The 14,004-nt window shown below is 42.1% G+C and carries 16 protein-coding genes; all 16 read right to left on the minus strand.

The genetic code is table 11. The annotated features are described in order from the left end of the window. Positions 1-41: 41 nt before the first annotated feature. Entirely contained in the window at positions 42-785 is a 744-nt protein-coding gene (locus D0469_RS12260) for a hypothetical protein (RefSeq protein ID WP_117327027.1), read from the minus strand. Further along, complete coding sequence (locus tag D0469_RS12265) at positions 782-979, minus strand: DUF2768 domain-containing protein (RefSeq protein WP_117327028.1); 198 nt, start codon at positions 977-979, stop codon at positions 782-784. Before D0469_RS12265 ends, D0469_RS12260 begins: the two co-directional genes overlap by 4 nt. Positions 980-1,541: 562 nt before the next feature. Beyond that, on the minus strand, positions 1,542-2,597 hold the full coding sequence (locus D0469_RS12270; RefSeq protein WP_117327029.1) for an NAD(P)H-dependent glycerol-3-phosphate dehydrogenase: 1,056 nt from the start codon (positions 2,595-2,597) through the stop codon (positions 1,542-1,544). A 15-nt stretch (positions 2,598-2,612) separates the two neighbouring features. Next, positions 2,613-3,923, minus strand: coding sequence for a ribosome biogenesis GTPase Der (der, locus tag D0469_RS12275; protein ID WP_117327030.1), 1,311 nt, complete (start codon positions 3,921-3,923; stop codon positions 2,613-2,615). Positions 3,924-4,177: 254 nt separating this feature from the next. Continuing rightward, complete coding sequence (locus tag D0469_RS12280) at positions 4,178-4,363, minus strand: capping complex subunit for YIEGIA (protein WP_117327031.1); 186 nt, start codon at positions 4,361-4,363, stop codon at positions 4,178-4,180. A gap of 5 nt (positions 4,364-4,368) precedes the next feature. Beyond that, positions 4,369-5,253 (minus strand): YIEGIA family protein, encoded by an 885-nt coding sequence (locus D0469_RS12285; protein ID WP_117327032.1) that lies wholly within the window; start codon positions 5,251-5,253, stop codon positions 4,369-4,371. Further along, positions 5,246-5,854: a YphA family membrane protein gene (locus tag D0469_RS12290; RefSeq protein WP_117327033.1), complete on the minus strand. Its 609-nt coding sequence runs from the start codon at positions 5,852-5,854 to the stop codon at positions 5,246-5,248. The genes D0469_RS12285 and D0469_RS12290 overlap by 8 nt, the downstream gene beginning before the upstream one ends. A gap of 141 nt (positions 5,855-5,995) precedes the next feature. Then, positions 5,996-7,042, minus strand: a complete 1,047-nt coding sequence (fni, locus tag D0469_RS12295) for a type 2 isopentenyl-diphosphate Delta-isomerase (protein WP_117327034.1) — start codon at positions 7,040-7,042, stop codon at positions 5,996-5,998. A gap of 14 nt (positions 7,043-7,056) precedes the next feature. Further along, positions 7,057-8,190, minus strand: coding sequence for a 30S ribosomal protein S1 (gene rpsA / locus D0469_RS12300; RefSeq protein WP_117327035.1), 1,134 nt, complete (start codon positions 8,188-8,190; stop codon positions 7,057-7,059). Positions 8,191-8,383: 193 nt separating this feature from the next. After that, positions 8,384-8,965, minus strand: a complete 582-nt coding sequence (locus D0469_RS12305; protein WP_117327036.1) for a lysophospholipid acyltransferase family protein — start codon at positions 8,963-8,965, stop codon at positions 8,384-8,386. A 3-nt stretch (positions 8,966-8,968) separates the two neighbouring features. Then, complete coding sequence (gene cmk, locus D0469_RS12310; RefSeq protein WP_117327037.1) at positions 8,969-9,643, minus strand: (d)CMP kinase; 675 nt, start codon at positions 9,641-9,643, stop codon at positions 8,969-8,971. 462 nt (positions 9,644-10,105) lie between these two features. Then, on the minus strand, positions 10,106-10,291 hold the full coding sequence (locus D0469_RS12315) for a YpfB family protein (RefSeq protein ID WP_117327038.1): 186 nt from the start codon (positions 10,289-10,291) through the stop codon (positions 10,106-10,108). A gap of 148 nt (positions 10,292-10,439) precedes the next feature. Next, positions 10,440-11,096, minus strand: coding sequence for a flagellar brake protein (locus D0469_RS12320; protein ID WP_117327039.1), 657 nt, complete (start codon positions 11,094-11,096; stop codon positions 10,440-10,442). 271 nt (positions 11,097-11,367) lie between these two features. Next, positions 11,368-12,762, minus strand: coding sequence for a germination protein YpeB (gene ypeB / locus D0469_RS12325; protein ID WP_117327040.1), 1,395 nt, complete (start codon positions 12,760-12,762; stop codon positions 11,368-11,370). A 15-nt stretch (positions 12,763-12,777) separates the two neighbouring features. Continuing rightward, on the minus strand, positions 12,778-13,641 hold the full coding sequence (gene sleB, locus D0469_RS12330; protein WP_233523038.1) for a spore cortex-lytic enzyme: 864 nt from the start codon (positions 13,639-13,641) through the stop codon (positions 12,778-12,780). A 116-nt stretch (positions 13,642-13,757) separates the two neighbouring features. Continuing rightward, on the minus strand, positions 13,758-14,004 hold a 247-nt coding region (locus D0469_RS21675; protein ID WP_233523039.1), incomplete at its 5' end, for a hypothetical protein.

The following is a 14,004-nucleotide window of genomic DNA, read 5'->3' on the forward strand; positions in this document are numbered from 1 at the left end:
ACCCTTCTCCTACAATATATTTTGCAGGAAAAGGGTTATTCCTAATTCTTCATAAACACAGGTTTTTTCTGTTTATCAATTGTGTACGATAGGGAATGGACAGGTACGAATTCTGAACGATCGACTAACAGCCGGCGGATATCATCCCCGGTTTTTACCCCTTCTCCTCTGTCCTGGAGAGCTTTCATTAAATCAGGTGTATAGTCGACATATAGCTGGGCATCTGGCGTGTATATGACGAAATGGAGCTCCCTCCCCGTAAAAGGGCTGACAACTGTTGGCTCTTCCTTCAAGCCCAACTTCTTGTAATCGAGTGTAAACACCTCTTTGGACAGCTGCTCCTTATATGGAGGATAGCCGTTGTTTTGCCTGTAGATAGTAAGGCGTGTATTGAGGTCCTGTATCGCCTCTGAAATTCGAATATCAAACAATTTAACAGTCGGGTTCTTCTCCACATCTGTCAGGACATATTGGAAGACACCTCCCATTTCGTACGCATTCCCTGGTGGTTCAGCCATATATTTTGATGTCAGCTTGTTAAAATCAATGACATATTTATGATAAATAGGAGTTTCTGCGTCCTTTGTCTTAATAGGCAGAATTCCGCCTCCATCTTCACGGAATTGGTCAACTGCTGTTTGAACTGCCTGAATCTGGTCTTTATATGGGATCTGGTTTTCTGAAAGATTCTTTTCCGGATATAGGCAGCCTGACAGCAAGAAGATAATCCCGATCAAAACTGTAACAGCCTTTAGCCTTACAATACATGCAGTCTTCTTTTTCATTGGGTTGGCCCGCTCAAAACGACTGCCAGTATGATTAAGCCAGCCGAAATCATCAAAATATAAGCAATAATTGCCGTAAAGATTTTCCAAAATCCCTTAAGTTTAAAGCGACTAAGATAGATAGTTACGATTGAAATAAACATAAATAACATCGCGGCTAATGAAATCCACATTTTTTGCAGTGCTGGTGTCATATGTATTCTTCCCCTTCATCCCCTGTTGCTAATACATTGCCAAAAAGCCGATCCTTTTGCGGAACCTTTAAATAGCAGCAGCATCCCGATATCCGGTGGCCCTGTTCTACGTTATTTGCCTGTCCTAAATACAATAATGGCATTTCCCTTTATCGTGAAATATTATAACACACGATAAAAGCCAATAGAAAAGGTATTTTCTAAAAGAAAAGCGCAAGTTCCCTTATCAAAGCAGATCGCGAAAATTTGTAACACCGGCAATAGCATGCCCCATATTATGGATCGAGCTATTGAACCTACAAAAAAAGAACTGCTAAAAGCTGGGACATAGACCTTTTATCAAAAAAAGGCAGCAGATGGAAAAAATCCCAATCTCCTGCCCATGACTAAAAATCCCCAAACTCCAGGTAGAACAACCAGTTTACTACGTTGCATTTTATGCATGCCTGCAAGAATCCGCATCACCGAATGCCCATTTCATGCATTTAAAAACTAACGGTAACATTAGTTCCGTTAAACATATACTATGCGCACACAAACCCCATGGTGTTGCCGTTTTAGCTTAATCATTCAGCCTTTCACCAAGAATATTAATGAGGTCTTCCATTTCATTTGTTTTCATCCGGCTCATTAATGTATCAACTGAACTTTTTACATTGGTGCCATTGAACAATACATCGTACAAGGCATTAGTAATCGGCATATCTACATCGTATTTTCTCGCAAGCTGGTAAGCAGCTTTTGTCGTTCTAACACCTTCAACTACCATTCCCATATTGGCAAGCACCTCATCAAGACGCTGGCCCTTTCCAAGCATATTTCCTGCTCTCCAGTTCCTTGAATGGACGCTTGTACAGGTTACAATTAAATCGCCAATTCCAGTCAGTCCTGAAAAGGTCAGCGGGTTTGCTCCCATCTTGGTACCCAGCCTTGCAATTTCTGCAAGTCCTCTAGTAATCAGTGCCGCTTTGGCGTTGTCTCCATATCCAAGCCCGTCGGTTATCCCTGCTGCAAGCGCAATGATATTTTTCAGGGCACCTCCGAGTTCAACCCCTGTCAAATCTGGATTTGTATACACTCGAAAATTCTGGTTTATAAAAAGATCCTGGATTTCTTCAGCCGCTTCCATGTTGCTCGAACTGACCGTTACTGTTGTTGGATGTTTAAGGCTGACCTCTTCTGCATGGCTTGGCCCTGAAAGAACAACAACATCAGATAGAAGCTCGTCTGGCATCTCTTCTTCGATCATTTCAGATATTCTTAGCAGTGTATCAGGCTCTATGCCCTTGCTCACATGAACGATCGTGACAGCATCTGAAATGAGAGTACGCACTTTCCCGAGAACTTCCCTCATTGCTTTTGTCGGAACCGCAAGAATGATAATACGGAGGCCTTCTAGCGCCGCTTCCAAAGAAGAATAGCCGGTAATGCCGGATGGCAGGGTTACGCCTGGAAGATATTTGTTGTTCGTGTGTTTTTCATTAATCTCGGAAATTTGCTCATGTTTATGGCCCCATAAACGCACCTCATGACCATTGTCCGCGAGTACCATCGCAAGCGCTGTTCCCCAGCTTCCTGCCCCGATTACCGCCACCTTCTTCTCTCCATTCGGGTTCATGCAATCACAACCTTTTTATTTTCTTTGACGACCGTGAATCTTAATTGGCGTGCCTTCAAAATCAAACGCATCACGGATTCTGTTCTCTAAAAATCTTTCATATGAGAAGTGCATTAGTTCTGGATCATTGACAAATACAACAAATGTAGGCGGCTTAACTGCTACCTGTGTTGTATAGTAAATTTTCAGACGCTGCCCATTATGTGTTGGCGTAGGGTTCATCGCCACGGCATCCATTACTACTTCATTCAATACATTTGTTTGAACGCGCAGAGCATGGCTTTCACTTACTTTGTCAATAACAGGCAGAAGCGTGTGGACCCTTTGCTTTGTTTTCGCGGACAAATACACGATGGGAGCGTAATCAAGGAACAGGAAATGTGCACGGATACTTTGTTCAAATTCCTTCATCGTTTTTTCGTCTTTCTCAATGGCATCCCATTTATTAACGACAATAATAATTCCCCGCCCTGCCTCATGGGCATAACCTGCAATTTTCTTGTCCTGTTCACGGATACCTTCTTCTGCATTTAGTACAACAAGGACGACATCTGAACGTTCTATGGCGCGCAATGCCCTTAAAACGCTGTATTTTTCTGTACTTTCATACACTTTCCCTTTTTTCCTCATGCCCGCTGTATCAATGATGACATACTCTTGGTCATTATAGGTGTATGGCGAGTCAATCGCATCCCTTGTTGTTCCTTCAATTTCGCTTACAATAACCCTTTCCTCGCCAAGCAAAGCGTTCACTAGTGAGGATTTGCCCACATTCGGGCGTCCGATGAGGCTGAATTTAATGACTTCTTCATCATAATCCTCTTCATCAAATTGCGGGAAGTTTCTTGCAACTTCATCAAGGAGGTCCCCCAAGCCTAAACCATGCGAACCTGAAATCGGGAATGGCTCGCCAAAGCCAAGTGCATAGAAATCATACACTTGATCGCGCATTTCCGGGTTGTCCACTTTATTGACCGCAAGGACTACCGGTTTTTTTGATTTGTATAATATTTTTGCAACCTCTTCATCAGCTGAGGTTACTCCTTCACGGCCGTTTGTCATAAAAATGATAACATCGGCTTCATCAATTGCAATTTCCGCCTGCTGACGGATTTGTTCTAGAAAAGGCTCATCTCCAATATCAATCCCACCGGTATCGATAATATTAAAATCATGAGTCAGCCATTCTCCTGAACTGTAAATTCGGTCCCGGGTCACACCCGGCACGTCTTCAACTATGGATATACGTTCCCCAACAATTCGATTGAAAATAGTAGACTTCCCAACATTGGGACGGCCAACTATAGCCACTGTAGGTTTTGGCATAGCGATCACCCTCTCTAAAAAATTATGGATGTTATATATCAACCATGATCGGTTTACTGCAGAAAAGTGGTTAAAAACATCTCAATTCGTTAAAATCAAAAATTAATCATAAAAGCATATAGACGCTGTCACAGGACGTGGCACTCTTAGTTTCTGGTCTGCTTATGGCAACAATCGCTCTAACTATCATATAGTATCAAAAAAAATTGCAATCAACAATCTTTGTCTTTAAAGGAAAAATCTTTCACAACATGTTAGTGTTTCACAATAATATACACTTCATCACTCAATGAATGAGCAATCCCATCAAGAATTGCCTCGAGATTTGCAGCAAAATGGTCCATTTCCTTTTTATCCTGACAATGGAATACGTGGGTGCCGGCCGGAACCTTATTGGGATTTGTCGTTACAACTGCAAGAATATACTTTTCAATAGGCATCATTCTCACCCTTTCTGGTTTACTTCTGCTTTGGTAGGCATGCGGATTGCCGTTTCCAGGGTAGGCACGTTTTGAATAATTTCTTTGGCTTTTTCAATATTTCTTTCCTGGGGAAGGACAAATACACCTACACGACCATCATCCAAATCCCTTTTGGCAAGAGGAACAAGTGCAGGGGTACCAGAGTCACGGAAGATTCCAAGTGCGGTAGAAACATCATGTAAAATTGCCTGTCGCTGGCCGAGATTTGCGATTGTTGTCCTTGCATTAAAATTTTTGGGAGTAAGAATAAAGCCCATTCCATACTTCAGGACTTCCTTCTGCCGCTCAGGATGGCCGATGTTCATAATATAAATATTATCGACATAAAGCCCTGCCCCCTCGAAATATGGTTCTTTATATTCAATGTCAACAATTTCTCCTAACCGCCCGCCTGACATAAGCTTTCGGCATAATAACAGAGAAACAATCGAGACTGCAACCGCCGCCCATAGGTTAAAAATCAAGTAGCTTGCAGTTGTCACAAAGGACGTCAGTATCACAAGATAATTCCTTCCCTCAAAGGCTATCGCAATTCCTTCTATATAAGTCTTACCTCTGCCAACCAGCTCATATTGATCCACCTCTGTTAACGTGTTTCTCTCCATATTCCTTACTTCCCTGAATTGAGAGGCAGCGAGCGTAAGGAAAGTAATAGCTGTAAATTCTTCTTCCATAAAAGACGGTACCACTATCGCCCCTAAACCGGCAGCGATAAAACCGATTGAAAGGTGGATGATTTTGCCGTGCAAAAAAGTAGGATATTGCCGGTAATCCGTTCGCAGCATATACATTCGTGCAAACGTCCCAGCAGCCAAACCTGCCAATACGGGATATACATACTCATTCATATCCAGGTCTCTCCTTTTGCATTTGAATAGTTTGGGCCTGAAGCAGTCTGCTTGCGTAACCGAGCATTATGCCGGCGGTCGCCAATCCTAATGACAAGGCGGCATCATCCAGCCATGAAAATGAACCTGCCGAATAAGGCATAGAAACCTTCGACAATAAAATAGCTGTCATGATATCTCCCAGCGCCATTCCGGCCATTAAACCCACAACACGGATACTCTTTGCTGAAAACAACAGAAGGCTTAAATAATTTAGCGAAATGGCCAGCAGCCATGATTTATCAAACAATAGCCATACCGGATCCAAAATAGAGTACAGCTGAAAGCAGCAATACGCCATTGAAGCTGTAAAGACAGATACAACAAAACCGGCTAATTGCATAAAGCGCAGTCTTCTAATATGGATGAACACGGCGATGAAAATATATATGACTGATAAGTTTATAGATAATTCAGAAGCATTGATTTGATATCTGGCAACAACCATTAATACAAAAAGATGAATCAGCAGCGGAAAACGGAATCGCCAGCTTTTTGAAGTGAAAAACAGCAGGATAATCACTGCTATCCAAGAAAGCCAATAAAAAAACAAACCATCCATAATGTTCCTCCTCTACGAAACATTATGTCTGATTTGCTGTTTGCTTAAACGTAATTCATGCAGTTTCATGGGTGAATTAGCAGAGTTAACTCAGCACCTGCAACCTTTATAACGACTGATGTTTAGCCGATGCTAACCGAGTTAACGTGAATAAACCGAGGCATCAATGCCCCGCTGCAATAGCCAATGATATGTATCGCCCTTGATCACAAGGCGGGCTTCTTGCAGTTCTTGAATAGTTCGTTTCCCAAGAGCGGTCATAATGAATTTTAAATCATTTTGCAAATTGGATATTTCAGCAATAAGGCCGTCCACTCCATCCTGCTTATATATTTTCAGGAGATAGCCAGCCAACCCTGTTCCGCTGGCACCAAGGGCAATGCTTTTTGCAATATCCCCGGCATTCTGGATTCCCCCGGACGCTAGCACCGAAACCCTGGGCGAAGCGTTCTTTGCTTCTACAATGGAAGCAGCGGCTGTGATGCCCCACTCATTAAAAATAGAAAGCACCCTGTTGCGTCTTTCATTTTCAATCCTTGCAAAATTGGTGCCGCCATATCCGCCAATATCAATGATTGATACACCAGCAGAAGCTAGTGCATCGACTGTTTCCAGAGCCATGCCAAAACCAGTTTCTTTTACAATAACGGGAATATTCAGGCTGCCTGCAATGGCTTTAATCCGCTCCAATGCGCCCCGGAAACATCTGTCTCCCTCAGGCATAGTAAGCTCCTGGATAACATTCAAATGTATTTGAATAGCATCTGCCCTGATCATATCAACGGCTTCTCTGGCTTGTGCAACTGATGCTTCGCTGCCCAGATTTGCAATAATAATTCCATCAGGGTTTACCCTTCTGACGATTTCATACGAAGCCCGCTGTTCCCTTTCCTTGAGAGCAGCCATCTGGGATCCTACTGCCATTGCAACCCCATTTTCTCTTGCTGCAATCGCAAAATCCCGATTAACAATTTCTGTTTCTTTGCCCCCGCCACCAGTCATCGCATTTACAAAAATTGGCGAACTTAAACTAAGTTCGCCAATTTTTGTAGTTAAATTAATTTCAGACAATGCGATTCCAGGAAGGCTTTGGTGAACAAACATGATGTCTTCAAATCCTGAGAGCCTATACTGGCCCGTTTTAAGAGCATAACCGATATGCTCCAATTTGCGTTTTGCCCTTGACATTAATTATCACACCATTACTTTAAGTCTTTTAATTTATCCCCGATCATTTCACCAAGCTGGAACCCTTTGGATTCTTCCGGCAATTGATAGTTGGTTTCCTCAATTTCAGGTTCCTCAAGTTCTTTCATGCTAAGAGACAGGCGCTGCTCATCCTCATTCACATCAAGTACTTTTACTTTAACCGTTTGGCCTTCTTTTAATACCTCATGTGGTGTTCCAATATGCTTATGGGAAATCTGGGAAATATGGACAAGGCCTTCAACACCTGGGAAAACTTCTACAAAAGCTCCAAAGGAAACAAGGCGTTTTACCTGCCCTTCGAGTTCAGTGCCCCTTGATGCTTTTTCTGCGACACCGCTCCATGGCCCAGGCAATGTTTCTTTAATCGATAACGAAATCCGCTCATTATCCTGATCAACCGAAAGGACCTTTACCTTAACCTGCTGGCCTTCAGTTACAACATCTGAAGCCTTTTCAACATGCTCATGGGAAAGCTGGGAAATATGGACAAGACCATCCACTCCGCCAATATCAATAAATGCTCCAAAATCGGTAATCCGCTGAACTGTTCCATCAAGGACCTGGCCAGCTTGGATTGTTTCAAGTACTTTTAGCTTCTTCTTCCCTTTTTCGTCCTGTACGACTGCACGGTGGGAAAGAATTAGACGGTTAACTTCCTTATCCAGCTCAACGATTTTAAAAGTTATTGTTCTTCCTTTATAGTCTGAGAAATCTTCAACGAAGTAGTCTTCCACCAATGAAGCAGGTACAAATCCACGAACTCCGAGATCCACTACCAAGCCGCCTTTTACGACGTCCTTTACTTCTGCTTCAAACACTTCCTGTGACTGGAACTTCTTTTCAAGATCTTCCCAGGCATTCAATGCATCAATCTTGCGTTTCGATAGGATCAGGGCATCCTCTTCAACCTTTATGACTTCGAGCTCCAGCTCATCGCCTTCGCTGGCTGCATCTGAGGCTTTTTCAACATGCAGGCTGGAAAGCTCACTGATCGGAATAATGCCGTCTGTTTTGCTGTTTTCAACATCTACGATTACTTGTTTTTCTTCCACTTTTGTAACCATGGCCTTAACCCTGTCGCCAACTTCATAGTTGTTAACCTCAACTTGGTTCATGTCTTCTGTCATTAGAACTCCTCCTTAACCGATGACTGCTGCTTACACAATTTTAGATTTCGGGGCGGGTAATATCCCGGATCCTGTTGCTCTGTTAGCAGTAATAGCTATATACCGATTTATACCCACATATTAATTTATAATTCGGAAATATCCCCTTTTTATTAAATTCTAATAAAAAAGATAATTTGTCAAGCAAGAAGGGTTATCTATGCAGCTCTATCAGTTTGCGGATTTCTTTCATAATGATAGCAGTTGCTTCCTCCGCTGATTTTTTTTGTGAGCGGATTTCAGTAAAGTCAATTGGTTCTCCGAAGACGACTTTTATTTTGCCAAACATTTTATATGGGCCGATGATCCCGCACGGCACGATCCTTGCAGAGGTTCTTAGAGCAAAAAAACCAGCACCCGCAAGACCTTCACCAAGTTCACCAGTCTTGCTTCTTGTCCCTTCAGGAAAAAGGCCTAACACATTGCCTTCTTTTAAGACAGCCAATCCTTTTCTAAGTGCCTCGCGGTCGCTCATACCCCTCTTTACCGGAAAAGCATTTACCTTTGGAAGAATATTCTTTAAAACAGGCACCCGAAAAATCTCCTCTTTCGCCATGAAATGGACATCACGCGGTGTCATAATGCCTGCAACAAGCGGATCCATATTATCGATATGGTTAGCGCAAAGCAATACCCCGCCTTCCTGAGGGAACTTTTCAGAGCCAATTACTTCGATTCTATATAACGGAGCAAGTCCAATCTTGACTAAGCCCTTGGCAAATGTATAAAAACTCAAGGTTTATCTTATCCTTTCTGTTACTAACGACATGATTTTTTCAGCAACCTGCTGAATAGACAAGCAGGTTGTATCAATTTCCACAGCGTCGTCTGCTTTTCTTAACGGAGAGACAGCACGTTCTGAATCCCATCTGTCCCGCTGGGCAATCTCCTCTTTTAATTTCGCCAAATCTGATGGAAACCCTTTTTTACAATTTTCCTGGTGCCGTCTTTCAGCACGTTCGTTAACACTTGCTATCAGGAAAACTTTTACTTCTGCGTTTGGAAGTACATGAGTTCCTATATCACGTCCATCCATTACAACACCGCCATTTAGAGCCATAATCTGCTGGCGCCTGACCATGTCTTCCCGAACACTTTTATGGGCAGCCACTTCTGAAACAGAACCGGTTACTTGATTATTTCTGATTTCAGAAGTAACGTCATTCCCGTCAAGGAAAACCCTTTGACCATTTTCCGCTGTTCTCAGTTCAATTTTTGTATTGTCCAGAAGCTTTGCCAAGGCAGCTTCATCAGAGAGCATTGTTTGGGTTATAAGGGCTTTATATGTTAATGCACGGTACATCGCACCGGTATCCACATAAATATAAGTAAGTTTTTCTGCAACAATTTTCGCTACAGTGCTTTTGCCGGCTGCGGCCGGGCCGTCAATAGCGATTGATATCTTCTTTTCCATAAATCCTCCCGATGCATTAAATACAGTTGGTTAAAGCACTATATATTTTAGCATAAATTTAATAGGTCCTGCACTTCTTCCCCTGAGTTTTTAGAAGGTAAACTGCATATCGTATGCGTTTATTAGAAGCAGGAGCTCAACACATTTCCTATTTACCTATAATTCATCGCAGCGAACAAAAGAGAGCAAGCGCCCGTAGCTGCCGCTTTGTTTTGTGCGATGTTTCGATGCCAAAGCGTTTCTTCTCCTGTCCGTCCAGACCTTTGTGTTTTCTGTGGAAAAACGCTGGACCCAGAGATAGTACACTACTTTAGTTATCCAAAACTCTTACCTTTTTATATTTCCTATCAAACCAAAAAAAGCAGGAAAGATCCCGCTTTTATAGGAGGTGAAAGTTTGTGGACAATACCTACTGCCGGCAAAATTTAGGCTGCAGGAAAAGAAAGGATAAATTGATTTTGGCTATTTCCAGGCATCATTGAATGTTTCAATAACTTTTGTATAGTTTTCAGTATGTACACCTTCATATCTGGCCATTTTTTTCAGCTCCAAAAACGAATCTTCCTTATGGAAAAGAAACTGAAAGAAAAGTAAACAAATTGCCTGTATGATGATAAGCTTTATCATAATTCTTTCAACTGTTTTCATAAACAAACCCCATCCTTGCATCTATTCATTACAAGTATGAGGCAGATAGGTGCTTTTCATTCATTTTTTAACTGTTACTTTTATCAATCGCCTGCTGTAAAGAACAATTAATAGTAGTTAATCCCCTTTACATGATAACAAATGACTTTTAGATGTTTACGCCCTTCTTTTTTTCCAGCTGTCGTTCAAACACAAACCTTATCAGATTCTGCCTGTCCCCTTCACTCGTTTCAACAAACTGGATAGAGGCTTTATTGTATTTCCCCTTTTGCTCACTTATCCTTATTACTTTGCTTTTGAGTCTCATATATTGAATTTCGCCAGACCTTAACGGCAGCACCATCCAGAGGTAAATATGGGATGTAGCCACAAGCTTTATATGTTTCGGTATTTCCAGCCCTGCACCTCCAGCACTGAGGTCTGCAGTCACAGCTGTAAACGGGAGAAATTCGGCATTTTCAGGGTGAACGGCCGTATCAACCCTCGTGTCTACTCTGACATATTGTCTGCGCTGAATTTTAACGAATCCATCTTTGTCAGGATAATGGAGATGAATCATTGGAATGTTGGCTATTTTTCTGCCAAGAACCTCTGTATCAAAAATGTAAACAGCATGCTCTGGATCAATAAATGTTATTTTTAACTGGGTACCGTCTATCAGGAAGACGGTTTTCCCTGTCTCCAGATTAACCGGATAATCAATATAAATTTGGTTGTCTTCGATCTCGACAACCATTGCCTTATATTTCTCAGGCTGTAAAGAAAATTTTGGCTCTATAATAATTGAGTTTCCAATTTTAATCATATACTCCACACTTCCGGATGCTTTTTCTTTTTAAACTCGTACGAAACAACTATATAGAGTTATTTAAAAATTAAGGCTAAATACATAGCTGTAAGTACTAATATTATGACATGTAAAGCAAAAAAGGAAAAGTACATATCTGCACCTTTCCTTTTTTTGCATTCATTTTTTCCATCTCTTTTCTAAACAAAGAGCGCCTCTGCCGCTGCAGTCCAAAGCAGTGTTTAACATACTGTCTTTGCCAGAGACAACTAGCGGCTGGCGCTTTTGTTCAGACTATATTCTCATACATCGGCTCTGCATTTTTCATCTTTTCTACCTTTTCTTCATCGCCTGTTTTTGCATTAATAAAGATTCGGTAAGTGTCGTCCCCGATTGTTCCGAGGAATTCATGGCAAAGCACTTCCTGTTGTGTATTATTATTAATAACTGACAGACGGTGCTCCATTACCTGTACCTTAGGGCTAATTTTTCCCCTTGCCGCTTCTTCGGACACAACGGGCTTACCGATTTCTCTTTTTTTATTGGACTTTAGGAATTCATCGGCAGAAAAACCGATTATACTCCCATCATCCAAAGCAATTTTCACTTTTACAGAATCTGGATAAACTCTCGCACCTTGCTCTACTGTCACAAAATTGAATAATCCGACATTATCATACTGGGCGCTTTCATAGAGCTCAAAGTTTTCAAACTTATTTTCTTTAAGAAACTCTGTTGCCCGACTAGAACCCTCATTAAGGCTTAATTTTGATTTATTTACATCACGGGTATTAATAAACCATATAGGATATCCTCCCTTTTTGGTGATATCCATATTTACTTCTGAACCCTTTCTTGCATCGGTTAATGACACACTATAAAAATCAAATTCTGATCCTTTTTTGTTTTCCTCTACTTTTACTTTAGTTCCTTTTTCGGCTTTGGCATATCTTTTTGCAATCGAAGCTGCTTCCTTCTTGCTGATTTCCTTACCGGTCAAATTTTTATAATTTTCCTCTTTCTGTTGATAGGAAGCCAAGGTAGGATCCATTTCATTTGCCTGGCCATACCCGCTTACTTTTTTCTCAACCGTTTTAAAGCCGTCCACGATGGTATTGTCGGATTTTTCTTCATCATCAGAAAGAGCCATTTCTACATCCATCCACTTCAGGTTCTTTTGAAGTACAGTGTGCTGGACCTTTCTGATTTCCGTCTGAATATCTGTTGACTGCTGATAAAGCGATTGAAGTTTGGAATATTCCTTATCTGTCAAAGGCTCCTTTTCCAAGTCCCTAATCGCTGTACGGTATGAGAAATCTCCAATTTGCGAAAGGAATTCCTCCGTTTTGCTGAATGCCATCAGCGATAGAGGAAGCTCTCCGACATCATTTTGTGCCTCTGATGTAATTCTCCATACATCAGTAAGGCAAGGGCTTAACGAGGATCTTGAATTCATTGCCAGCGAAGTACCGATCTTATCGTGCAGTATGTCCAATTGATAGGATAAATCATGAAAAGCCCTTTGATAGTTGTTTTCCGCATGTACTAATACTTCGTTTTTTGCCTGACGTTCCTGATTTTTAGCCTGGATTGCCTGGTATTTTGCCTGGCGCTCCTGGTAGCCCCAAAAAGCTGTTCCGATCAATGCAATAGAGAGGGCGCCTATTATTATATTCCTTATCAAAGTTTATCACCTCGTTTATCTGCAGAAAATATGCTTACCAATTGTTTTGATCTGCGGCCTGCCCCAGATCCAGCCACTCGTTGCGGTATCCGGGTTAAAGTAGTAAATTGCCCCGCCTGTTGGATCCCATCCATTAATAGCATCAATGACTGCTTCCTTGGCTCTCTCATTGGGCGTAAGCCAAATCTGGCCATCAGCAACTGCTGTAAATGCCCTTGGTTCAAAAATAACCCCTGAGATAGTGTTTGGGAAAGCAGGGTTATCGATCCTGTTTAAAATAACAGCAGCGACTGCTACCTGCCCTGTATAAGGTTCTCCCCTGGCTTCACCGTATACAGCATTCGCCATTAGCTGAATATCATTCTGAGAGAATCCTCCCGGGGCGTTTGAAGCTGTGCGGGTAGCTTTGGCGGCTTGGTTACCGGCCCTTTCTGTACCGGTATTCTTTGCTTTTGCGTTTCCTTGTTTCTGTTTTCCTTGTCTCGGTTTTACTTGTTTCTCAATAGGGACCCCACCGTAATAGGTAAATTCGTTACCTTTGCTAATTTGTTGATGGACCCAGCGTCCGTTAAAATTTGACGCGTCTGCTAATTTTCTTTTGGTTGCTGCACCGGCCATACCGTCAATCGGAAGGCCATACTGACTTTGAAAGTTTCTTAATGCCCAATAGGTTCCCCAGCCAAAAACACCATCAATCCTGCCTTTATAGAATCCGATATTCTGAAGCCGGGCCTGCAATTCAATCACATCATCGCCCACAGCTCCCTGCTGAATAACCTGTTTAGTGAATGCTTCTGCCTTCGGAACGCTAGAAAGCACCGCAGCAACGCAGCAAATTGACAGGAAGAGTACTTTCCACTTTGACGAAATGCCTTTCATCAAAAACACTCCTTCTTTTTCATAAAGTGACATAACAGTAGTTTCTTCATGAAAAAGAGTTTTATGCAAAAAAAGAGCCAGCAGATCATTTACTATTTTTAAATAATAAAGCTCTGTTAAACTTGCCTATTGATACCGCTCAAGGTACTCGCTTTTTCGCGGGCGGTTCGGAAGCCTCCTCGGCGCTTGCACCTTGAGGTCTCCCTTGACCCGTTTTTCCCGCAGTACATTGAATAGGCTCCCCCAAATAAACACCGCACGAGAAAATGCGGATGGAAAAGCGGAAGCGCCCTGGTCAGCCCCGACAAGCATAAGACAAGCGCTGACAGAAGGCGCTTTTTGCCTTCCGAAGTGATTGGCTTA

This window comes from Peribacillus saganii (assembly GCF_003429095.1).
GTDB lineage: Bacteria > Bacillota > Bacilli > Bacillales > DSM-1321 > Peribacillus > Peribacillus saganii.